Origin of the sequence: Pleomorphomonas diazotrophica, assembly GCF_002844595.1 — a bacterium.
Taxonomy (GTDB): domain Bacteria; phylum Pseudomonadota; class Alphaproteobacteria; order Rhizobiales; family Pleomorphomonadaceae; genus Pleomorphomonas; species Pleomorphomonas diazotrophica.
In genome coordinates this window covers 23029-46040 of record NZ_PJNW01000016.1, presented here as the reverse complement: position 1 = coordinate 46040, position 23012 = coordinate 23029, and the positions used below count along the sequence as shown (strand labels likewise).

General features: G+C 62.1%; 20 protein-coding genes. 16 read left to right on the top strand and 4 right to left on the bottom strand.

Annotated elements, in window-relative coordinates:
- The first annotated feature begins 4 nt into the window (after positions 1-4).
- Positions 5-1135, top strand: a complete 1131-nt coding sequence (locus CXZ10_RS17925) for an iron-containing alcohol dehydrogenase (protein WP_101290957.1) — start codon at positions 5-7, stop codon at positions 1133-1135.
- A 26-nt stretch (positions 1136-1161) separates the two neighbouring features.
- Positions 1162-2052, top strand: a complete 891-nt coding sequence (locus CXZ10_RS17920) for a dihydrodipicolinate synthase family protein (RefSeq protein ID WP_101290740.1) — start codon at positions 1162-1164, stop codon at positions 2050-2052.
- Between the two features lie 90 nt (positions 2053-2142).
- Here CXZ10_RS17920 and CXZ10_RS17915 read toward each other — a convergent pair whose 3' ends face one another.
- Complete coding sequence (locus CXZ10_RS17915; protein ID WP_180336066.1) at positions 2143-4020, bottom strand: sigma 54-interacting transcriptional regulator; 1878 nt, start codon at positions 4018-4020, stop codon at positions 2143-2145.
- Between the two features lie 246 nt (positions 4021-4266).
- Between CXZ10_RS17915 and CXZ10_RS17910 the strand changes: the two genes are divergently transcribed.
- From CXZ10_RS17910 to CXZ10_RS17870, 9 genes are all read left to right on the top strand, one after another.
- The gene (locus CXZ10_RS17910) at positions 4267-5874 is read left to right on the top strand and encodes an ABC transporter substrate-binding protein (RefSeq protein WP_101290956.1); all 1608 of its coding nucleotides are present in this window, start codon (positions 4267-4269) and stop codon (positions 5872-5874) included.
- 193 nt (positions 5875-6067) lie between these two features.
- A complete protein-coding gene (locus CXZ10_RS17905; RefSeq protein ID WP_101290738.1) occupies positions 6068-7024 on the top strand; it encodes an ABC transporter permease in 957 nt (318 codons plus the stop codon).
- The gene (locus CXZ10_RS17900; RefSeq protein ID WP_425298936.1) at positions 7021-7977 is read left to right on the top strand and encodes an ABC transporter permease; all 957 of its coding nucleotides are present in this window, start codon (positions 7021-7023) and stop codon (positions 7975-7977) included. Before CXZ10_RS17905 ends, CXZ10_RS17900 begins: the two co-directional genes overlap by 4 nt.
- A 32-nt stretch (positions 7978-8009) precedes the next feature.
- Positions 8010-9011 (top strand): ABC transporter ATP-binding protein, encoded by a 1002-nt coding sequence (locus CXZ10_RS17895; protein WP_101290737.1) that lies wholly within the window; start codon positions 8010-8012, stop codon positions 9009-9011.
- Positions 9008-10018: an ABC transporter ATP-binding protein gene (locus CXZ10_RS17890; protein ID WP_101290736.1), complete on the top strand. Its 1011-nt coding sequence runs from the start codon at positions 9008-9010 to the stop codon at positions 10016-10018. Before CXZ10_RS17895 ends, CXZ10_RS17890 begins: the two co-directional genes overlap by 4 nt.
- A 168-nt stretch (positions 10019-10186) precedes the next feature.
- On the top strand, positions 10187-11260 hold the full coding sequence (locus tag CXZ10_RS17885) for a sialidase family protein (protein WP_180336065.1): 1074 nt from the start codon (positions 10187-10189) through the stop codon (positions 11258-11260).
- A gap of 43 nt (positions 11261-11303) precedes the next feature.
- Entirely contained in the window at positions 11304-12560 is a 1257-nt protein-coding gene (locus tag CXZ10_RS17880) for a four-carbon acid sugar kinase family protein (protein ID WP_101290734.1), read from the top strand.
- Between the two features lie 88 nt (positions 12561-12648).
- Complete coding sequence (locus tag CXZ10_RS17875; RefSeq protein WP_101290733.1) at positions 12649-13398, top strand: FadR/GntR family transcriptional regulator; 750 nt, start codon at positions 12649-12651, stop codon at positions 13396-13398.
- An 86-nt stretch (positions 13399-13484) separates the two neighbouring features.
- Positions 13485-14255 carry a 2-keto-4-pentenoate hydratase gene (locus CXZ10_RS17870; protein WP_101290732.1) on the top strand — a complete coding sequence of 257 codons (771 nt, stop codon included), beginning with the start codon at positions 13485-13487 and terminating at the stop codon, positions 14253-14255.
- A gap of 84 nt (positions 14256-14339) precedes the next feature.
- On the opposite strand, the gene CXZ10_RS17865 is transcribed toward CXZ10_RS17870, so the two are convergent.
- The 3 genes from CXZ10_RS17865 to CXZ10_RS17855 are packed head-to-tail and all read right to left on the bottom strand — an operon-like array spanning position 14340 to position 17131.
- On the bottom strand, positions 14340-15338 hold the full coding sequence (locus tag CXZ10_RS17865; RefSeq protein ID WP_244617199.1) for a LacI family DNA-binding transcriptional regulator: 999 nt from the start codon (positions 15336-15338) through the stop codon (positions 14340-14342).
- Positions 15339-15387: 49 nt separating this feature from the next.
- Positions 15388-16377, bottom strand: a complete 990-nt coding sequence (locus CXZ10_RS17860; protein ID WP_101290730.1) for an ABC transporter permease — start codon at positions 16375-16377, stop codon at positions 15388-15390.
- Between the two features lie 13 nt (positions 16378-16390).
- On the bottom strand, positions 16391-17131 hold the full coding sequence (locus CXZ10_RS17855) for an ATP-binding cassette domain-containing protein (protein ID WP_101290729.1): 741 nt from the start codon (positions 17129-17131) through the stop codon (positions 16391-16393).
- A gap of 145 nt (positions 17132-17276) precedes the next feature.
- On the opposite strand from CXZ10_RS17855, the gene CXZ10_RS17850 reads away from it, so the two are divergent.
- The 5 genes from CXZ10_RS17850 (at position 17277) to CXZ10_RS17830 (ending at position 22964) form a co-directional block, all read left to right on the top strand.
- The gene (locus CXZ10_RS17850) at positions 17277-18257 is read left to right on the top strand and encodes an NAD-dependent epimerase/dehydratase family protein (protein WP_101290728.1); all 981 of its coding nucleotides are present in this window, start codon (positions 17277-17279) and stop codon (positions 18255-18257) included.
- Positions 18258-18298: 41 nt separating this feature from the next.
- A complete protein-coding gene (locus CXZ10_RS17845) occupies positions 18299-19291 on the top strand; it encodes a sugar-binding protein (RefSeq protein WP_101290727.1) in 993 nt (330 codons plus the stop codon).
- A gap of 126 nt (positions 19292-19417) precedes the next feature.
- Entirely contained in the window at positions 19418-20365 is a 948-nt protein-coding gene (locus tag CXZ10_RS17840; protein ID WP_101290726.1) for a sugar-binding protein, read from the top strand.
- A gap of 89 nt (positions 20366-20454) precedes the next feature.
- Positions 20455-21942 carry a sugar ABC transporter ATP-binding protein gene (locus tag CXZ10_RS17835; RefSeq protein WP_101290954.1) on the top strand — a complete coding sequence of 496 codons (1488 nt, stop codon included), beginning with the start codon at positions 20455-20457 and terminating at the stop codon, positions 21940-21942.
- Between the two features lie 11 nt (positions 21943-21953).
- Positions 21954-22964, top strand: coding sequence for an ABC transporter permease (locus tag CXZ10_RS17830; RefSeq protein ID WP_101290725.1), 1011 nt, complete (start codon positions 21954-21956; stop codon positions 22962-22964).
- Positions 22965-23012: the final 48 nt, after the last annotated feature.

Genomic DNA, 23012 nt, shown 5'->3' with positions numbered 1-23012 from the left:
CCCGTTGAACCCGCTGACGACTCCCATCGACATGATGCAGCCGCCCCGGTTGGTTTTCGGCCGGGGAACGGCGGCCGAGGCCGGCCGATGGCTGGAACAGTGCGGCAGCCGCCGCCCGATGGTGGTCACCGACACCTTCAATGCCGCCCGCGTCGGAAGCCTTGGTCTGCCGGGCGATCCGATCGTCTGGGGGGAGCTGGCTGGCGAGCCGACGACCGACGATCTCGCTCGCGTCATCGCGGCGGCGGAAGCGGCGAAGGCCGATGCCGTGGTTGGCTTCGGCGGCGGCAGCTCGATGGATCTTGCCAAGCTGGTTGGCGTTCTCTCGGGGAGCGATCAGAGCTTCTCGGAAGTGATCGGTCCTGAAAAGGTCGCAGGCAAGAAGCTGCCGATCGTTCAGGTACCGACGACGGCCGGTACGGGCAGCGAAGTGGGGACGCGGGCGCTGGTCACCGACCTTGCCAAGGCGGCCAAATGTGCGGTGCAGAGCCGGCACATGCTGGCCGATCTGGCCGTTGTCGACCCCGATCTGGCGCTGGGAATGCCTCGGTCGATCACGGTGGCAACGGGCGTCGACGCGCTCGCACACTGTGTCGAGGCTTTCACCAACAAGAAGGCGCATCCGCTCATCGACATCTATGCGCTCGAGGGCATTCGTCTTGCCGGCCGCTGGCTGGCCAAGGCCGCCCAAGATCTCGACGATCCAGAGGCCCGCGCCGGCATGGCGCTGGCGTCCCTCTATGGCGGCTATTGTCTGGGACCGGTCAATACGGCCGGTGGCCATGCCGTGTCCTATCCGCTCGGTGCGCGCTACCATGTGGCCCATGGTGCGGCCAACGCGCTGATCTTTCCGCATGTGCTTGCCTTCAATGCACCTGCGACATCCCAGAGGACGGCGGCGATACTGGAGGCCCTCGGTCTGCCCGTTTCCTCCGAGCCGGCAAGGGTTTTCGCCGCCGCTCGGGATTGGTGCGTGCAGCTCGGCTGCGAGATGCGCATGTCTGCCCTTGGTGTGCCGGAAAGCGCGCTGTCCGACATGGCGAGGGAAGCGCATGCCATCCGGCGCCTTCTCGACAACAACCCGCGCGATCTCGGCGAAGCCGACATCCTCGCGATCTATCGCGCCGCCTTCTGACGCGTTCAACGGAAGTGGAAAGCCTCATGAGCAACCCCAAGGGCCCCTTCGTCGCCATTGTCACGCCGTTTGACGACCGCGAGGAGGTCAACGTCACCGCTCTCACCCGCCAGATCGAGCGGCAGGCGGCCGCCGGCAACGGTGTGTTCTGCGCCGGCACCAACGGCGAGTTCTACACGCTCTCCTTCGAGGAGAAGGTTCTGGTGGCAAAGACCTCGGTCGAGGCCGCCGCCGGTCGCGTGCCGGTGCTCGCCCACGTCGGCGAGATCTCGACCCATCAGACCATCGTGCTCGGCAAGGCGGTGGAAAAACTCGGTGTCGCAGCCGTTTCGGTGGTAGCGCCCTCGTTCATCGCCTGCTCGCAGGATGAGCTCATCACCCACTACACGCGGGTTGCCGATGCGCTGTCGGTGCCGGTGTATCTCTACAACATACCTGCTCGCACTGGGAACAAGATCGAGCCGGAAACGGCCGCGCGGCTGGCTGATCATCCGAATATCGTGGGGATCAAGGACAGTGCCGGCTCGGAGGAAAGTCTCGACGGCTTCCTTGCCATTGCCAGGTCACGCAAGAATTTCGACGTGCTGGTCGGCCCGGACCATTTGATCCTGCATGGTCTCAGAAATGGCGCATCCGGCTGCATTTCCGGTCTCGGCAACATCGCCCCGCTGACGCTGAACGCCATCTGGAACGCCCATGTCGCCGGCGATGCAGCCGCCGCGGATGCCGCCCAGGCCCACTATGGCGACCTGCGCAAGGCTCTCTACGCCCATGGCTTCCCGCCGACCATGGTCAAGCGCGCCCTCTATCTCGCCATGCCGGAGGTCGGCAAGAGCCGTGGCCCGGCCATCGTCAGCGACGAGGTCAACGACAAGGTGGCGCTCGTCTCGAAGACCTTCGCCGAGGCCGTGGCCTGACGATAGGCTGATCAGATCTCGTCCAGTCCCCCGCCACAGCCAGATTCCTGGTGAGCGGCGGGCGGATTGGCGCGCCGGTCCCCGTTTCCGTTAGCTCACCGCCTTTTCCAGCCAGCGCTTGACGGTGTTGCGGTCGATGCCAAGCCGCTGGGCGGTCCGTGTCACGTTGCCGTTTTCGGCGCGAAAGACCTTGTTGACCTTAGTGGCGATGAAGTCGTCGAGCGTCGCTCCGTCCTCGGCCTCGCCGCCGGTCTCCGCCGTGTCAGTATCGGTGAACTCGCTGATCAGCGATACATCGAAGGGCGTGAGCCTGTGCAGCGTCGCGTATTTCTCTGCGAAGTTTTCGAGCTCTCTGACGTTCCCCGGCCACGCGTAATGGCGAAGCAGCGAGGTGATCTGTTCCGGGACGGTGGGAACGGCAATGCCGCGCCGCTGGCACTTCTTGGCGAGAAACAGCTCGAACAGCCTTTCGGGATCGCTCTCGCGTTCGCGGAGCGGCGGGATCTTCAGGTCCAGCGTATTGATGCGATAGAAGAGATCGGCGCGCAGGCGCCCCTCGCGGATTTCTTCGAGCGGCTTCCTATTGGTCGTGGCGATGATGCGGACCTTGATCGGGATGATTCTGTTGCCGCCGATGCGCATGATCTCCTGGGTTTGCAGCGCCCGGAGCAACTTGGACTGCAGGAAGAAGTCCATCTCGGTCAGCTCATCGAGAAACAGCGTTCCCTCGTGGGCCAGCTCGAACAGGCCGATCTTGCCCGAGCGGGACGCACCGGTGAAGGCGCCCGGCGCATAGCCGAACAATTCGCTTTCCAGCAGTTCGCCGGGCAGTGCCGCGCAGTTCACCGCGACGAAGGGCCCCTTGGCGAGCGGTCCGGCGTTGTGAATGGACTGGGCGAACAGCTCCTTGCCGGTGCCGGTTTCGCCGACGATCATGATGTTGCTGTCGGTCTGGCTGTATTGCTTCGCCACGGCGACCAACTGGCGCATCTTCTCGCTGGCAAAGACGATGTCGTCGAATGTGTACTTGGCATAGAAGCCACTGTCGGCGAGCTTCCGGCGAATGGCGTTGCCGGTGTCCTGGATCTTCTGGACGGGCTGGAACAGGATGACCGACGCGCCGTTGACGTTGTCGCCGGCCGAGACCGTGATGTGGTCGAGCGCCAGCTTCTCCTCGCGATAGTTGACCAGCATGTTGCGGGCCGTCTGGTGCTTGCCGAACGCCTTGATGAGCTCGGCGCTATCGAAATACTCGGGCAGGGTGGAGCCGATCAGCTCGTCTCTCGACTGCGAGAGAATGTCGCAGCCCTGCCGATTGATCTCCTCGATGACGCCCTCCCGGTTCACCAGCATGGCGCCTTCGCGCGAGCAGTTGAGCACCGTCGCCAGCTTTTCCTCGGCCAGGATGTAACGACAGAGATTGTTGTAGACCAGCATGGCGCGCTCGAAGGCGTCGAGCAGGGTTTCGAGGCTGGACTCGATCAGATAGGCGGAAAAGCCCCTTGCCTGAGCCCAGTGATAGGCGATGGCGTCGCCGATCACGACATCCGGGTTCCACTTGGCAATCTGTTCCATCTGCGACTGGAAGGAGGGTTTTTCCTTCAGCTCGAAGGAGCGGTAGGTGCGGCCGAGGACATCGCACACCGGCGCCACCAGATTGATCAGCGGCTCGAAGCCGGCAACGGCGATCTTCGTTTCTTCCGTGGTTTCCTTGTAGACATAGGCGAGGGTGCGCTGCACCGAGGCTTCGACCTCGATGACCTCGACGCCGAGTTCCTCGCGGATCAGCCGCGCCGTCCCGCCACGACTGATGATGATCTTGGCGCCCTCGGCCAGGGCCTGCCGGGCCGCCCTGACGCCCTGCTGCAGGTCACCGAGATAGACCTTGGCAGGATAACCCGTCGCTTCGACGATGCTCTGGGCAGCGATGCTTATGCGCTCGTGCGGCGCAATGAATGCGATGGCCATCGATTGTCCTCCCACCGTCGAGGATGGGAGCGGTTGAAAGGAAAGGCAAGATGTCGCTGTTGCGTATTGCATCGGACGCGCCGGCATTTTTCATCGCCTAATGCCGTGTTTTAACGTGTCTCCAAGGGAAAGATTAAGAAATTCAGTATTTTAACCTGTCTGGCACGCCGTTTGCGATTAATAGTCCCAAGGCGCTGGAGGAGCGCTGAGGAACGGATGATGACAAGTGGAGAGGAGACATCCATGATGAAGGGCTTCCGGAAATATCTCATGATCGGTCTTGCGGCGACGGCGTTGTCGACCGCAGGTTTGCCCGCGTGGGCCGATCAGGTGCTGAACATCGCTCATCCCGTCCTCGAGCAGAGCTGGTCGCCGTTGCAGGGTGGTGGGCATGTTGCTCGCTGGCAGTCGCTCTGGTGGGCGGCGCCGATGTATTTCGACAAGGATGGCAAGCTGACGCCTTACGTTCTGGCCAGCGCCACCCATGACGAAGGTTTCAAGACCTGGACACTGACGATTGACCCCAAGGCCGTCTTCTCGGATGGCTCGAAGATCACGGCGCAGGACATCGTCGGCACCTGGAATCTCTGTGCCCGTCCGGCCACCAAGCACGCTCGTGTCAACCTGTTCCTCGGCGACGTCGAAGGCTTCAACGACGTGGTCGTCGGCAAGGCCAAGGACATGGCAGGTCTCGTCGTCAAGGATGATCAGACCGTCACCGTCACCCTGGCGACGGCCGATCCGATCTTCGATCAGAAGATTGCCACCGCGCTGATCCCGCCGGTGAAGATTTCGCAGGCAGTGGACGAGAGCGGCGCACAGAAGGCCGACTGGTGGCGGCCCGAGAACGGTGTCGTCGTGTCCGGTCCGTTCATGCCCGAGAGCATGGACCTTGACCAGGGCATCGTCACGCTGGTGCCGAACCCCCACTTCTTCGGGCCGAAACCCAAGCTCGAGAAGGTTGTCATCACCACGGTGTCCGACCCGATCACCGCCACGTTGATGCTGCAGCGCGGCGACATGGACGCTGCCACCGAGCTGATTACGCCGACGGTCATCCAGGATCTCGGTGCCGACTTCCTCGGAGGCCCGGCGCTCGCCAAGGGCCAGCAGTTCTGGTTCGACGCCTCCAAGCCGCCGATGGACGACATCAACGTCCGCAAGGCCCTGACGATGTCGGTCAACCCGCAGGAACTGGCGCTCGCCGCCTTCCCGGACGGCCCGTTCACGGTCGCCGATCAAATCCTCAACAAGGTGCCCGGCGTCGATCCGGACTATCCCAAGTACACGTACGATCCGGAAGCGGCCAAGGCGGCGCTCGCCGCGTCCAAGTACAAGGGCTCCGATCGGCTGCCCAAGATCATGTTCGTCGGCATCTCGACGCCGACCCACGAGGCTGCCGCCCAGTATATCGCCGAGCAGTGGCGCAAGGTTCTGGGGATCCAGGGCACCGAGATGAAGCCGGCCATCGAAACCTATGCCGGCCCGGACCAGAAGAGTGTTCAGGTCTTCCGCGATGACGTCGGTACACGCGTGCCGGACGCCGTCTCCTACCTGATGGGCTCGATTCACTCCGGCTCCGGCAACGCCCTGAACAAGATGGGCGGATACAAGAACCCCGAGGTCGACAAGCTTCTGGACGAGGCTTCCGTCAAGGGCGTCGACGACCCGGACCGTATCGGCAACGCCCAGAAGGCGCAGCGTCTGTTCCGCGAGGACTGGATGTATATCCCCTACTACTACGACGTCATGTCGAAGTGGGCGATGCCCTGGGTGCAGAGCTTCGACAAGAACGACGACTGGCAGGTCATCGAGCCCTGGAACGTCAGCATCGACGAAGAGAAGCGCCCGTAACGACCAATACCAAAAGGGGGTGGGCTGAGAGGCGATTTCTTCGCCCGCTCCCCTATGCCCAAAGCGTCCGCCGACTAGGGTAGCTCAACCCGACCGGAAGGCGGTCGCTCAAGAAAAAGAAGCTGGAGCGTTTGTCTGACAGCACGGCTCTTCGTTCAGCCGAACGCTCCAGAACTTGCCGGAGGAACACGCCATGGGGCGCTATATAATCAATAGACTTGTCAGGTGGATACCATCTGTTTTCATCCTTCTCCTGCTCGTCTATGCACTGGTGTTCTTTGGTGCAGGCGACCCCATCAAGCTGATCTTCCTGCAGGCGCCGGGCGATGTTGCCTACGATCCGGCACGTGTTGACGCAATTCGCGAGGCGGCCGGCCTCAACCGGCCGTTCCTCTTGCAGTTCTGGGACTACATTCTGAATGTAGCCCAGGGAAATTTCGGCAATTCGCTGGTGTCGGGCCGGTCGGTCAACGCGATGATTTCCGCGGCAGTGCCGGTGACGCTCAAGATCGGCCTCACGGCGATCGTCCTCGTGTCGCTGCTCGGAATCCTTCTGGGCGTGATCGCGGCCCTCAACCAGAACAAGTGGCTCGACAATCTCATCGTGGGTTTTGCCTTGGTCATCTGGGGCATTCCCGTGTTCGTCGCCGGTCCGCTGATCACCGTCTTTCTCGTTTTGGTTCTCGACTTTGACGTCCCTTACGGCTGGGGCGGCCTGTTCAGCCCCAAGGTCATCGTGCCGCTTCTCGTCATCGGCCTCAACCCCATGGCGCTGATCATCCGCCAGGCGCGCGCCGGTGTGCTGGAGGTTCTGAGCGAAGACTATGTGCGCACCGCCAGGGCCAAAGGCATTCCAAACTATCAGGTGGTCATGCGCCACATCATGCGGCCGGTGCTGACGCCGGTCGTCAGTCAAATCGGTCTTCTGGTGATCGCCACGCTGAACAATTCGATCCTTATCGAGAAGGTGTTCGGTCTCCCAGGTCTTGGGCGCATGACCGAGACGGCCATCAAGTCTTCGGACTACCCGGTCATACTTGCCATCGTTCTGATCTTTTCAGTCGTAGTCATGGCCTCGAACCTTCTCGTGGACATTTCCTATCCCTTGCTCGATCCCCGCGCCGCCGCGAAGAAGACGGAGGATGAATGATGACTGACCAAGCTCTCCTTTTGCCGCAGGAAGAAAAGCAGTTCAGCTTGGCCAAGGACGCCTTCATCCGTCTGGTTGCCAACCGCCTGGCCGTCGTCGGCATGGTGCTTGTGGTCTTCCTGTTCTTCGTGGCCATTTTCGGCCCGTATCTGACGCCCTATGACTTCCTCAGCCAGGATCTCCTGGCGCGCAACAAGCCGCCCTCCTGGGAGCACTGGTTCGGCACCGACGACCTCGGGCGCGATATCCTGAGCCGCGTCATCTATGGGTCGCGGACCGCGGTGATCGTCGGCTTCTCGACCGTATCGTTCAGTCTGGTGATCGGCCTGTTCCTGGGCGCGCTCGGCGGATATTTCGGCGGCAAGGTCGATGCCTTCATCGTCTGGCTGATCGACATCACCATGTCGATCCCGTCGCTGCTGCTCGTCATCGTGATCAACGTGTCGCTGAAGCCGCCGCTGGTCAACTGGATGGACGCCCAGTTCGTCGCCACCGGCAACGAGTTCTACCGCAACACCATTTGGGTCGACTTTGTGCTGGTGTTCGGCTCGCTCGCACTGATCAAGTGGCCGAAGGCGGCTCGCATCATCCGTGGCCAGATCCTGTCGATCCGCAACAAGAACTATGTTGTAGCGGCCGAGGCGCTCGGTGTGCCGACCTCCAAGATCGTCCGGCGCTACGTCATTCCCAACGCGATCGGTCCGATCATCGTCTACATCAGCGCAGCGCTGGGCGAGGCCATGGTGCTGGAATCCTCCTTCAGCTTCCTTGGCGTCGGCGTGCGCCCGCCCATTCCGAGCTGGGGCAACATGATCAGCGATGGCCTGCGCATCTGGCAGCTTTATCCGCACGTCCTTGCGGCGCCGGCGGCGGTGCTGGCGGTGGTCACCATCGCGTTCAGCTTCCTCGGCGACGGCCTGAACGACGCCCTCAATCCGCGGCAGTGGAAATGAGCCCACAACAACAAGAAGCAAGGGAGGGCGCTGTGGCCAAGCTCCTGGAAGTCAACAACCTGCACACCCGCTTCAAGGTCCGAAACGGCTACCTTCATGCCGTCAACGGCGTGTCGTTCAGCCTCGACAAGGGAGAGATGCTTGGCGTGGTCGGCGAGTCGGGCTGCGGCAAGAGCGTGTCGATGATGAGCCTGATCCGCCTGCTGCCGCCGGCGGCTCAGATCACCGAAGGCGAAGTGTTGCTTGACGGGGAGGACATCACCCACGCCAGCGTGAGCCGGGTCAATGCCATTCGCGGATCCAAGGTGGGAATGATCTTCCAGGATCCGATGACCTCGCTCAATCCGTTCATGAAGATCGGCGACCAGCTCATCGAGGGCATCGTCTATCACAAGAAGATAACGAAGGCCGATGCGCTGCAACAGGCCGCCAAATATCTGAAGATGGTCGGTATTTCCAACGCCGAGCATCGGCTGAACGAGTATCCCCACCAACTGTCGGGCGGCATGCGGCAGCGCGTGATGATCGCCATGGCGCTGCTCAACGAGCCGTCCCTGGTGATCGCCGACGAGCCGACGACGGCGCTCGACGTGACCATCCAGGCGCAGATCGTCGAGCTGGTGAAGAGCCTTCGCGAAAAGCTCAACATGTCGATCATCTGGATCACTCATGACCTCAGCCTGCTGGCGGGCATGGTTGACCGGATCATGGTCATGTATGGCGGTTACGTCGTCGAAGAGGCGGTGCTCGACGACATCTACAAGTCGCCGCTGCACCCCTACACGATCGGTCTCCTGAAATCGATCCCGAGCCTGAAGACCGAGGCCGGCAGCCGCCTGCCGTCGATCCCCGGCGCGCCGCCCAACCTGTTCTCCCAGCCGACGGGCTGCCCCTTTGCGCCGCGGTGCACCTATCGGGTCGACCGCTGCCAGAGCGAAGTTCCGGCATTGACCGCCGTTCCGGGCGAGACGGGGGAAAGGCCGCATCGCGTTGCCTGCTGGGTCGACATGCGCGGCAAGGGGGTGAAGCAATGAGCACGCGCGCGCAGCAGAAGCCACTTGTCGTGGTGGAGAACCTCGTCAAGCATTTCCCGGTCAAGATCGGGGCCTTTGGCGGCAAGTCGGCCGTCGTTCACGCCATCGACGGCGTCAGCTTCGAGATCTATCAGGGCGAAACGCTGGGCCTTGTCGGTGAATCGGGATGCGGCAAGTCGACCACCGGCTTTGCCCTCCTGCAATTGCACAAGGCGACCTCCGGCAGCGTGAAGTTCGATGGTGTCGATCTTGCCCAACTGCCCACCAAGCAGTTGAGGGCGATGCGCAAGCGGGTCCAGATCGTCTTTCAGGACCCCTATTCGACGCTCAATCCGCGCATGACCATCGGCGAGGCGCTGGCCGAGCCGATGAGGGTCCACAAGATCTGCGAGGAGAAGGAGATCCAGCATCGCGTCGCCCAGCTGATCCGCGATGTCGGCCTCAATCCCAACGTTGCCAACCGCTATCCGCATGAGTTTTCGGGCGGCCAGAGGCAGCGTATCTGTATCGCCCGGGCGTTGGCCAGCAATCCGGAGTTCATTGTCTGCGACGAGCCGATTTCGGCGCTCGACGTGTCGATCCAGGCGCAGATCATCAATCTGCTCATGGACATCCAGGAAAAATACAACCTGACCTACCTGTTCATCGCCCACGATCTCGCGGTGGTTCGGCACATCTCCGACCGGGTCGCCGTGATGTATCTCGGCAAGATCATGGAGATCGCCTCCAAGGATGACCTGTTCGGACACCCGATGCACCCCTACACCCAGGCGCTGCTGTCGGCCGTTCCGGAGGCCGATCCGGATCTGGAGCGGTCGCGCCAGCGCATCATCCTGCAGGGCGACGTTTCGAACGCCATCGATCCCCCGGCCGGTTGCCGGTTCCACCCACGCTGTGCCTACGCGACGGAGATCTGCTCCCAATCGATTCCTGAACTCAGTGACCAGGGGGGCGGGCATCGGGTCGCCTGCCTTCGCCTGGCCGAGATTGAAAAAGAGACCGCCTAGCCCACTGACAGACCAGCCGGACCGAGATGTCGCCCCGTTCAGCCTAGCCAGAGGCGAACGGGAGGGGAGGAGTGCTGTGCTTGATAAAAGTACCCTCCGGCGACGCCTCAAATGGTGAGCACCGTTGTGCTGCGGCGACTTGAAAGACATGAAAACGGGAATACGCCGATGAAAGTGCTTCAAGAGAGGAAGATCCCGACGCCCTGCGTGAGCAATCATGCCTCCAATCTCATGGAGCTCGACAACGGCGATCTTCTCTGCGTCTGGTTCGGCGGTTCCATGGAGGGATCTTCCGACATCAGCATCTACATGGCGCGATACGATCGTGGCCGCGATGTCTGGCTCGCCCCGGAGAAGATGTCGGACGATGCGACGCGTTCGGAACAGAATCCGGCGTTGTTCAGGCATCCGGCGGGCGAGCTGTGGCTGCTCTATACCGCGCAGGACAAGGCAGATCAGGGAACCGCCGTGGTCCGCCTGCGGCGGTCGGCCGACAACGGGCTGACGTGGAGCAAGACGGTCGATCTCATCGCGCGGCCGGGTACGTTCATCCGCCATGCGCCGGTGGTCAATCCGTCCGGCCTGCTGCTCCTGCCGGTCTGGCATAGCGACATGCGGAACGCCTTCGGTGATGACTCAAGCTTGGTTCAGGTGTCCGCCGATGGTGGGCGCACCTGGGATATCGTGCCGGTGCCGGGCAGCCGGGGATGCGTGCACATGAACATCCTCGGCAACTGCCAAGTGGCCTTCTTTCGCCGCCGCCAGTCCGATTTCATCTTCCGCAGTGTTTCCGAGGATAGCGGGCTGAGTTGGTCGGTACCGGCGGCCACTACCTTGCCCAACAACAACTCTTCCATCCAGGCTCGCTCGCTCAGCGACGGACGCCTTGCCATCGTCTACAATCACATCTCCGCCGCCGGTCGTGCGAGCGAAAGTGCCGTTCCGCCCTGGATCAAGGACCGACAGGCGTTCCTTGCCGCCTGCGGGACCATCGAGAACGGCGCCATCTGGGGCGTGCCGCGGCATCCCCTCATTCTCGCAACCTCAACCGATCTCGGGCTGACCTGGCGCGAGGATCTGGTGCTGGAGGCGGATGCCACGCTCCGCTCGTCCCACGACGAGCGCGGCGCCTTCGTCGGCGACTACTCCTATCCGTCGATTATCCAGTCAAACGATGGTCTGGTGCACGTCAGCTACTCCTACCTTCGCGATTACATCAAGCACGTGACGCTTGCCGCCTAGATGTCTTTGCTCGAACTCAAGCCGATCCGAGCAGGAGCTCGTCATGATAAGAATTGAAAAGATCGCAATTATTGCTGACGACTACACGGGGGCTGGAGACGCGGGCATTCATTTTGCAAGGTTCGGCCGCAAGGTGGAGCTTCTACTTCATATCGATGCCCTCACGCGAAAGCGCCGGGATAATATCGATATCGCCCTGACCAGCGAGACGCGGTTTCTCGATCCCGACGCGGCGAAGGGTGTGGTGTCGGACATGGTGCGGCAATGCCGGGCCGCCGGTTACGACCGTATCTTCAAGAAGATCGACTCCACAATGCGCGGCAACCCCGGCAGTGAGATCGAAGCCGTGTTGGCGGCCACCGGTCTCTCCGCCGCCCTGATCTGCCCCGCCATGCCGAAGACCGGACGAACCTGTGTCGACGGGGAGATCTATCTCGACGGAGTTCCGCTGCATCAAAGCGATATCGGCCACGACCCCTTCCATCCGCTCTCAAGCTCCAGTATCGCCGATCTCCTGCGCCTTCAGACCGACCTGCCGATCGGCTTCGTCGGTCTCAACGAGATCGAGGCCGGCGAGGCGGCGCTACGGCGGACCATTCTTGCCATGCTGGAGCGGGGAATCCGCCTGATCATTGCGGACGCTACCGAAGATCGGCACCTTGCGGCGCTGGCGCAGCAACTGGCGGCGGGCGATCTCCTATCGGTCGGCGCCGGTGGTTTGGCCGAAGCGTTGGCTCGGCTCTGCGCCCCGGAAGGGCTGGAGGGCCGCGAAGAGCGCAAGCTCTTGTTGCAGCGGCCGATCGTCTCGGTGGTCGGCAGCCTGACGGAAGTCTCTCGCCGCCAGGCCGCACATGCTGACAAGAGCGGCTTGTTCCGAACCATAGATATCTCCTCCGATGCGCCGGCTGCCGACATCCGCATGGCCTGCGAGACGCGCCTCAGTGATCCCAGCCGGAGCCAGCCGAACATTTTGTTGCGTGTGGTGGACGGCGAACGGCCGGACAAGATTTCCCGCGAGGATGGCGAGCGGGTGGCCGAGAAGCTGGGCCTTGCCACGGCGAGCATCTGCTCTCTCGTGCCTTGCCGGACGGTCGTATCGACCGGCGGCAGCACATCGATGGCAGTTGCCGAAGCCCTGGGCATCGAGTCGGTCGATCTCATCGACGAGATCCTGCCGGGTATCGTCGTCGGAGCCTGCAATCAACCGGATGGCAGCATCGAATGGTTCATTTCGAAAGCCGGCGGCTTCGGCGATGACAGTCTCCTTACAGAAATCGACGCCCGCTGTGTCAGTGCCTGACCGCTTCCGGCCAATCGGCTTGCACAAGTTTACAAATTGGGCTTAGTTGTCTCTGGTTCCCCCTCCGTATCACCCGAGGCCAGAGATCGTGACAAACCAGAGCGCTAGGCGCCGGACGACGTTGGCAGACAGCGTCTATCAAGCTCTGCTCGGCCGCATCTCCAACGGCGAGTATCAGGTGAACGAGAAGCTGCCGCCGGAGGCCGTGCTGTCGCAGGAATTCGGCGTTTCGAGACCGGTTCTTCGAGCGGCCCTCGAGCGCTTGCGCGAAGAGGGATTGATCCTCTCCCGTCAGGGCGCCGGCAGCTATGTGCGCGGGGCCATTTCGACCCCGGTCGGGTTTTCTCCGGTGGAGACGCTGGCCGACATCCAGCGCTGCTATGAGTTTCGCCTGACCATCGAAACGCAGGCAGCCATGCTTGCCGCTGACCGACATGACGAGGTGGCGCTCGACAGGATCGCCCAGGCCCTCGATCTGATGCGCGCGGCGACGGGCTCCCATCAGCACCGGGAAGACGCCGATTTTGCGTTCCATCTGGCGATCGCACAGGCGTCCAACAACCAGTATTTCGAGGCGACTTTCAGGGCTCTCCGCGAACACATCAACGTCGGCATGCGCCTGCATGGCATGTCGCTGATCAGCGGCGGCGGCTTGGAGGAGACGCTGGCGGAGCATGCCGGCCTGTTTGCCGCGATCTCGACGGGCGACGGTCCGCAAGCGGCGGCGTTGATGCGGGCTCATCTCGAGCATTCGCGCGACCGCTTGTTTGGCGGTGGCCTTTTGGACCTTCGCATGTCGCGCCATTCTCCGCCCACGTCGGATGGCGGTCGGAACTGAGCGGTGAAAGCCTCGTGAGACATGTTCTTGACGAACAATGACCATCAGCCGATCCGGCTGCTGGTTCGGGACAGGGAGTTTCAAAGGTGTGTCAGGATAGTAGGTCCGTCGCCGCGCTGGTCGATCTGTTGATTGAGGCGCGCAGCAAGGGAACAAAACTCACGCCTGAGGCGATAGGCGGCCTTGTTCCGAAGGATGGCGCGTCAGCCGATGCGGTGCAACTCGCCGTTGCCGGTCGCCTCGGGCCGATCGGCGGTTACAAGGTGCTGCAGGTGGGCGATGCCGCCGGCGCCTGGTCGCCCATTCTAGCCGAGCGCATCTATGAGGCGCCCGCCGCCGTTGGCTATTCACTGTCCGATCTCAAGGTCGAGGCCGAGGTGGCTTTCTTGTTTGCCCGCGATCTGCCCGGCAAGGCAGATGGCACCCCTTACTCGGCGGGCGAGGTCGGTGAGGCGGTCGAGGGGGCTTTTGTCGCCTTCGAGATCCTGGAAACCCGTCTCGCCGCCGAGCCGAAACCGTCCCCCCTACTGAGCCGTGCCGACTTCCTGAGCAACTGGGGGCTCGTTCGCAGCCCTGTCGCCGCGGACTGGAGCACCCGCGTGCACGCCAACCTTTCCGTTCGGCTCGAAGTTGGAGGGCGCGCCGTGGTGGACCAGAAAGGCGGCCATCCCTCCGGCCATCCCGCGCATGCGTTGACATGGCTCGCCAACGCGCTCGCGGCGGTCGGGCATCCGCTGAAGAAGGGCGATGTGGTGACCACTGGCGCTTTCGGCGGCGGCCACCCCATCGCTAGAGGCGAGACAGCGGTCGCCACCATCGAAGGCTTCGCTCCTATCCGCTTCACGCTTCAAGTCTGACGGCGCGGAAGGATCGGGTGTTGCAGACTAAATCAGTCCTTCCAGAGAATGTCGGTCTCGAGGTCACCACCCGGGACTATGGTTTCAAGCGGATTGTCGTTCCACCAGACGGCATTCCACCTTCAGCTGATCGTGCGAGCTGTTCAGGCCGCCGGCAATGTCGGTCATCATCTCGACCGCCATTCCGCCCATCTCGAACATGGGGAGGTGGAAGGTCGTGAGCGGCGGAAACGTGAATTGGGCGATGTCGCGATTGTCGAAGCCGACGACCGCGACGTCGGACGGGATGGTCTTTCCGATTTCCTTCAGGGCTTCGATACAGCCAAGCGCCATAAGGTCATTGGCGCAGAATATGCCGTCCGGCGGATCCGGCAGCTTCATCAGGGCGTGCGTTTTCTCGTAGCCGGACGAAGGTTCCCAGTTCCCGTAATGCACGAGCTCCGGGTCGTAGGCGAGATCGTTGCTCGCGAGGGCCTGCTTGTAGCCTCGCAGGCGGTCGCGCGGGTTGTCCAATCCTTCCTGTCCGTTGATCAACGCTATGCGTTTGCAGCCGGCCGCGATCAGCCGCTCGGTTGCCGCGCGCCCTCCCGCCACATCGCCCGGCAAGATCGAGGGTAGGCGTCGTTGCTGATCGTAACAGTTGACCAGAACTGACGGCACCTTGAAGAGAGGCTCGGGTGGGTCGATCTTGCGCGTAAGGATCGTCCCGAAGATATAGCCCACCAAGGACTGGCTGTCGGAGACGGAAAAGATGCTTCCCTCGGGATCCTCGTCCTGCCGAAAGACCCCAAGGACGACCCTGATGCCAAGCTCCAGCGCCTTCTCGCGGGCCCCCTCGAAGGCCAGTGACATCCATGGATCCGTGGTGAGCTCGTCAACGGCGAAGACGATCACCTTGCTGTTCGAGTTCGCCGATGCCACCGATCTGCTGGAAAGACGGTATCCGAGCTCCTGCGCTGCATCCAAAACCCGCTTTCGAGTGGCTTCGCTGAAGCGGGCGCCCGAGCTGCCGTTGAGAATGAGGGAGACTGTCGCCTGAGATACGCGCGCCAGCGCGGCAACATCCATCATCGTCGGTTTCAAGGCAGTCTCCCCGGCAAGCATCCTGGTCGCCAGCGCAGCGGCCCGGTCTTCAGGACCTGAAATGCCGGACACGATCGAAGGCGACGGCGACCACGATGAAGGTACCTATGAACATTCCTTGCCAGAATGTCGAGATGCCAAGTAGGATCAGGGAGTTGCGAATGACCTCAATCAGCAGCGCTCCGACCACCGCGCCCAATGCGCTGCCTTCGCCGCCGGCGAGATTGGCGCCGCCGATGACGGCTGCCGCGATGACCGTCAGCTCCATCCCCTGTCCGAGATTGGTGGTGACGCTGCCGAGCCAGCCCGCCATCAGAATGCCGGCAAGCCCGGCGGTGAAAGCCGAAAACATGTAGATGCTGACCTTCATGCGTCGCACGGGGATTCCGGTCAGAAGGGCCGCGTTTTCGTTGCCGCCGATCGCAAAGAGATGCTGGCCCCAGCGCGTCCACCTGAAGATGCAAGACATCAACACGGCTAGGGCCGTCAGTACGAAAAGTGGATGCGGAACGCCGAGTGTCGAGCCGCCGCCGACCCACAGGAGGACGTTGTGATCGGGACCAAACTCCCAGATCATCTTGTTGTCGGACAGCACCATTGCGAGAGAGCGCGCGGCCGACAGGGTACCGAGTGTGACGACGAATGCCGGCATTCCGGCATAGGCCACCAGCAGTCCATTGAGCAGACCGACCAGCAGCGAGGCCCCGAGCGCCAGAGCGGCGGCCAGCCAGAAGGGCGAACCGGCAGCCATCGTGATACTGATGACCATGGCGCTCAGGACCACGCTCGACCCAACCGACAGGTCGATGCCGCCGGATGCGATAACCGCCGTCATGCCGATGGCGATGATCGCCACGAAGGCGAAATTCCGGGCGACGTTGAAGAGGTTTCTCTCGCTCGCAAAGGAATCCGTGAGGAAGGTGAGTGCAAGGCAGGCGACGATAGCTGCCATGAACACCCAAAATGACTGCAGGCTTGTGATCCGTGAAAACCAGTTCTTGTGCTCGCTCGTCGAAATGACGTCGTCAACTGTGGTCATCGGCTTTCCTCCGTTACGCCGCCTGGATCGCGCCGGTGATGAGACCGGTGACCTCTTCTGGCGAAGAGTTGGCAGCCTTCTTGTTGGCCACGAGTTCCCCACGCCGCAGGACAGCGATCCTGTCGGAGACGGCGAACACATCCGGCATGCGATGACTGATCAGGATGACGCTGATGCCGTGATCCCTGAGGCGGCGGATGACGTCCAGCACCTCGGCCACCTGGCGCACCGAGATGGCGGCCGTCGGCTCGTCCATCATGACGATCTTCGGTTCCGACAGAAGGGTGCGGGCGATCGCCACCGCCTGACGTTGCCCGCCGGACATGCGCCGGACGAGATCGCGCGGCCGCGTCTCCGACTTGAGGCGGCTGAAGAGCCTCGCTGATACGCGGTTCATCTCGGCATAATCGACGTATGCGACCGGACCGACCCGCCTTACCGGTTCACGCCCCAAGAAGACGTTGGACGCGGCCGAAAGGTTGTCGCACAGGGCGAGGTCCTGGTAGACGACCTCTATCCCCTCACGCTGTGCATCGCGGGGACTATGAAAGGCGACCGGGCGATCATCGATCCGGATCTCGCCGGAAGATGGCGAAAAATTCCCAGCGATGATCTTCACCAGTGTGCTCTTGCCAGCGCCGTTGTCTCCCATGAGGCCCAGCACCTCGCCGGGCGCGATCGACAGAGACACCGCCGACAGCGCTTGGATTGCCCCATAGTGTTTTGAAATCCCTTCAAGTTTCAGTCGCGTCACTGCTGACTCCTCCCGTTGTTCTCCCAACCGACGCGACCCCGATCAATGGCCGGAGGTCATGCCGGCTATAAATATTATCAATCGCGTCTTGACTTAATATTATTACTAAACATTAAATGGTCAACGGGAAAGAAGGGAGGCGCGAATGAAGCTGCTTGTGACTGGCGCGTCCGGAAAGGTTGGTCAGGTCTTCCTGCCAGCCTTCCTCGATGAGCCGCGGTTCTCGCGGTGGGATGTGGTCGCGCTCTGCAACAATCGGCCGGTGGAGACGCGTGCCAGACTGTCTGTCGTGCAGGGGTCGATCGCTGATGCGCAGACGGTTTCACGAGCTCTCGACGGCGTGACCCATGTGCTGCATCTCGCCGCGGTCAAGGAAAGCCCGGATCGGGCCATCGACGTGGCCTTGAAGGGGCTCTTCCTTCTGCTCGAAGGTTTCCGACACAAGGCGGATGCGCGTCAGTTCATCTTGCTGAGCGGTGACTGCGTCGTCGGACATGTCTTCCAGAAATATGCCGACCCGATCACCGAGCAGTCCCCTCGCAAGGCCTATAAAGGCAGCTATGCCCTCACCAAGGTTCTCGAGGAGGTCATGCTGGAGCAATTCGGCATCCAGTATGGCCTCAACTGGACGACGCTGAGAGCGCCTTGGGTCATGGAGAAGGACGACTTTCGGTTCGCCTTTGATCTGTCGGACGCGCAGTTCGGGGGACCTTCCTGGGATGAGATCGTCGAGCCGGAGCGCCTTGCCCAGCTTCGATGCCAACGGGCTTTCCCGGTCATGCGGGATGCGGAAGGGCGACCGCTGAAGCGCGGCTTCATCCACGTGGATGATCTGGTTCGCGCGATCCTGGCCAGCATCGACAACGAAAAGGCCTTCGGCGAGCTCTTCAACATCGCCATGAACGAACCGGTCGACTACCGGCGAGCCGCCGACCTCGCCGCCCGGGTCGCAGATCTTGCCCCTTGCGACGTCGAGACATCGTTTCACAGCAACTGGCTCGACAACTCCAAGGCCCGCAAGGTGCTCGGCTGGACGCCCGACATCGATCTCTCCGGGCTTATCGACCGCGCCTGGAGCTACCGCCGCGCGGAGAATGATCCCCGCATCATTTGGTATCCCGGCTGAGCATGAGGGCTTTCGCCGGGGGTTTGGAGGAGGAAACGGCAATGGATATCAAAGTCTTGGCAGGTACGGCGATACCCGTCCTCATGCTTCTGGCAGGAGAAACGGCCGCCCAGGACAAGAAGACGCTGGCGATTGTCGTCAAGGGTCTCGATAATCCGTTCTTCGAGCAGATCAACCTCGGATGCAAGAAGTGGCTGTCGGAGAATCCCGACAGCGAATACGCATGCCTCTATACCGGTCCGGCATCGTCCGCCGACGAGGCAGGCGAAGTGCAGATCGTCGACGATCTTCTCTCGCGAGGCGTTGCCGCGATCGCGATCTCGCCATCGAATGCGCCGGCAATGGCAAACCGGATACGCGAGATCGCTCCAACCATTCCCGTGATGACCGTCGACGCGGACTTCCTCGAGAAGGACCACGATCTTCGCAAGACCTATCTCGGAACCGACAATTACCTGATGGGCGTGAAGATGGCCGAGGAGGCCAAGAAGCTGAAGGCGGAGGGAGGCTCGGTTTGCCTCCAGCTTGGCAATGTTGCTGCTGCCAACATCAACGCCCGTGCCCAAGGGTTCCGCGATACGATCGCCGGTGTCAAGGGTGTCGACCGCCTCACGGGACAGAACGGCTGGACGGAGATCGCCGGCTGCCCGGTCTACACCAACGACCAGGCCGATCTCGCCAATCAGCAGATGTCGGACGTGTTCACCGCCAATCCGGACCTCGACGCCTTCATTCTTGTTGGGGGCTGGGCGCAGTTTGCGCCGCAGGCCTACACCCAGGTGACCGACCAGGTGATGGCCAAGCTGAAGTCCAAGGAGCTGATCATCGTCGCCGGCGACACGCTGCCGCCGCAGGCCCAGGCTTTCCGGGAGGGGCGCAGCCATGCCCAGGTCGGCCAGCGGCCCTTCGAGATGGGCTACAAGGCGCCCGACGTGATGATCCAGCTGATCAAGGGCGAGAGCGTGGAGGATCCGTTGTTCACCGGCCTCGACGTCTGCAACACGGAAGATCCTGGCTTCTGCAAGGACAACTGAGCGACGCCGAGGAGAGGCAACGTCTCCCACATCGCACCGCGTAGAGCCATCCGGAAGGCCGTATGCGGCGTCCGGATCGCGACCCCACCACATTGGCAGCCGGAGGAGAGGCTGCGGGAGGATGAGATGAAACGAGTTTCAATTGCGGCCCTTGCGGCCATCCTGACCATGACCGCGACCCCAGTGCTTGCACAGGAAAAGCAGGCGCTCGCCTTCGTGGTGAACGCGGCATCCGATTTCTGGAAACTCGCCGAAGCCGGAGTGAAGGCCGCCCAAGCCGAACTCCCCGATTACGAACTGCAGTTCCGCTATCCGGCGCAAGGGACGGCGGCGCTGCAGAATGCCCTGATGGACGATCTTGTCGCGGCCGGGACGGATGCGATCATGATCTCCTCGGTGGATCCCAAGAGCTCCGTCGATGCATTCAATCGCATTGCCGAACAGGTGCCGCTGTTTACCACCGACAGCGACGCACCGCAGTCCAAGCGCATCGCCTATCTCGGCTCGTCGAACACGCAGGCAGGCATTCAGGCCGGCGAGATCGCCGTCAAGGCCCTGCCAAAAGGCGGAAAGTGCATGGGCTTCGTCGGGTTTCTTGGCGCGGACAACGCCAAGGAGCGGATCGAAGGTTTCCGCCAAGCGGTCGAGGGCAAGGGGATCGAACTCATCGACGTGCGTGGCGACGATGTCGATTTCGCCCGCGCCCGCTCCAACGTCGACGACGTGCTTGCGGCAAATCCCGAGATCGACTGCATGGTTGGCTTCTACTCTTACAACCCGCCGAAGATCTACGAGGCGTTGCAAGCGGCCGGCAAGCTCGGAAGCGTCACGGTGATCGCCTTCGACGAGGATCCGATCACGCTCGGCGCCGTTCGGGAAGGATCCTTCGCCGGAACCGTGGTCCAGGATCCCTATCAGTGGGGCTATCAGGGCATGAAGCTGATGGCATCCTACCTGAAGGGCGACAGGTCGCAGATTCCGGCCGACGGGCTGATCATCGTCCCGACGCAGGTGATCGACAAGGGCAATGTCGATGCGTTCGAGAAACAACTCAAGGAGCGCATTGGCGGCTGATCCGCTGACACTTGCCTGGGCCTGCGCGGACATGCTTCCGCCAGGCCCAGCCGATCGGGGAGGGGCTGCCAATGGATCATCGGCGGAACATGCCGATCACGCTCGATCTGCTCGGTATCACCAAGATCTATCCAGGTGCTGTCGCGCTCGATGCGGTGTCTCTCGGCATCAAAGGTGGCGAAGTCGTCGGATTGATTGGCGAGAACGGCGCCGGCAAGTCCACCTTGATGAAGGTCCTCGGCGGAGCGATCCGTCCGGACAAGGGCGAGATCGTGATTGACGGCCAGCGCTTTGCCGAACTCTCACCTGCTCAGGCCCTCGGGCACGGAATTGCCTTTGTCCACCAGGAGCTCAATCCGCTTACCAACCTTGATGTCGCTGGCAATATCCTGCTCGGGCGGGAGATCCGCAAGGGCGTCTTCGGCTTGCTCGACCAGGGTGCCATGGAACGCCACGTTCATCCGATCCTGGAGATGCTGGGCGCGAGATTTTCGCCCTCCACGGCGGCGTCGGAGTTGTCCCTTGCCGATCTGCAACTGCTGGAGATCGCCAAGGCCTTGTCGATCAGCGTTCGGCTGCTCATTCTCGATGAACCGACCTCGAGTCTCACCCTCACTGAAACGCAGCGCCTCATGAGCGTAATCCGGAAGCTGCGCGACGATGGGGTCGCCGTGCTCTTCATCACCCATCGATTGTCGGAGGTAAAGACTGTCGCCGACCGCGTCGTCGGGCTTCGCGACGGGAAAAACGCCGGCGAGCTGCAACGCGACATGATCGACAGGGACGCCATGGTGCGCCTGATGATCGGTCGCGACATCAAGCAATTCCACGAAGGCGCAGCCGCTCGAGAAGGGCAGGTGGTCTTGCGGGTCAAGGGGCTCAGAACCGCGGCCTATCCGAGCGCCGAGGTCGAACTTGCGATTCACGCCGGGGAGATTCTTGGCCTTGCAGGCCTTATCGGTGCCGGCAGGACCGAACTCGCAAGGACAATTTTTGGCCTGGACCCTCCGTTGGCGGGAACGGTGGAGATGAACGGCGACCGGGTTCCGCCGGGATCGGTGGCGGAAGCGATCAAGGCAGGTATCTGTCTTGTTCCGGAGGACAGAAAGAGCGAGGGACTCTTCCTCGATTTCTCGATTTCCGAGAACATGGTCATGCCGAACCTCGACGCCGTCTCCAGGCGCGGATTTGTCGATCGGCGACGCGAATACTTACTCGCGGACAGATTTCGCTCGCGTCTGTCGATCAAAACCCACCGCCTCGATCGCGCGGCGGGTGAGCTCTCCGGCGGAAACCAGCAAAAGGTGGTGCTCGCCAAATGGCTGGGCATGGCCCCCCGTCTCGTCATCCTCGATGAACCCACCCGAGGGATCGACGTCGGCGCAAAGGCCGAGGTTTATCACCTCATGGGCGAGCTCGCGGCCCAAGGTGTCGCGGTCTTGATGATCTCGTCGGACATGGAAGAGGTGATCGGCGTATCGACCAGGGTCGGGGTCATGTCCCGGGGCAGGATTACCGGGCTTCTGGAGCGACAGGATCTCAGCGAAGAAGCCATCCTGCATCTTGCGGTCGAGTAAGAGAGGAAGAGATGCACAAGAAAGATATCGGCCTAGCCCTGCTCGTCATCACGGTCGGCGCCATCGTCGCGATCGTCAACCCGCGCTTCCTCTCCCCGATCAACCTCGCCAACACCGCCAACCTGATCGGCCTGTTCGGCCTTTTCTCGATCGCCGAAGCCTTCGTCATCGTGACGGCCGGCATAGAACTTTCGATTGGCTCCGTCATTGCCCTTCTCGGCGTCGTCTTCGTCGACCTGATTGCCTCCTACGGCGTGCCATGGCCCGTCGCGCTTAGTGTTGTTCTCGCGCTGGCGGTGGTCATCGGACTTCTGCATGGCTGGCTGATCACCAGACTCAGACTGCAGCCATTTGTCGTGACGCTGTGCGGACTTTTGATCTATCGCGGCGTCGCGCGCTTCTACACCAAGGACGGTACGGCCGGCTTCACATTCGGGGCCGACATGCCGACGCTCGACTATCTCTTCGTCGGACGAACGGCGGGCGTCCCCCATTCCGTGATCGCCTTCGCGGTGTTCGCCGTCGCGGCGTGGTTTCTCCTGCATCGGACGGTGTTTGGCCGTCATCTCCTTGCTGTCGGGAAGAACGAGGAGGCGGCGCGCTATTCGGGGATCGACACCAGGCGGGTGATCGTGTGCGCCTATGTGATCTGCATGTTCCTCACCGGCGTCTCCGCCGTCTTCTTCGCCATGTACACCAAGTCCGTCCAGCCGTCCTCGCATGGAAACTTCTATGAACTCTATGGCATTGCGGCCGCGGTGCTCGGCGGGTTTTCGCTTCGCGGAGGGGAGGGATCGATCGTCGGCGTCGTCCTCGGTGTGGTGCTCCTACAGATATTGCAGAACCTGGTGAACCTCCTGGGCATTCCCTCGTCGCTGAACTTCGCCGTGATGGGCACCGTGATCCTCTTGGGTGTCATCGCCGACGTCCAGTTTCGGGCTTATCGCGAAAGAGTTCGTCAGGCGGCTGCCAGATCGGCGCTGACGGTGGGTCTTGGCGATCCGGCCAAGGATGCCGCCTGAGGTGAAGATGACCTGCGGGCGGGATGGGGCCGCTGCCTCGAACGTCTG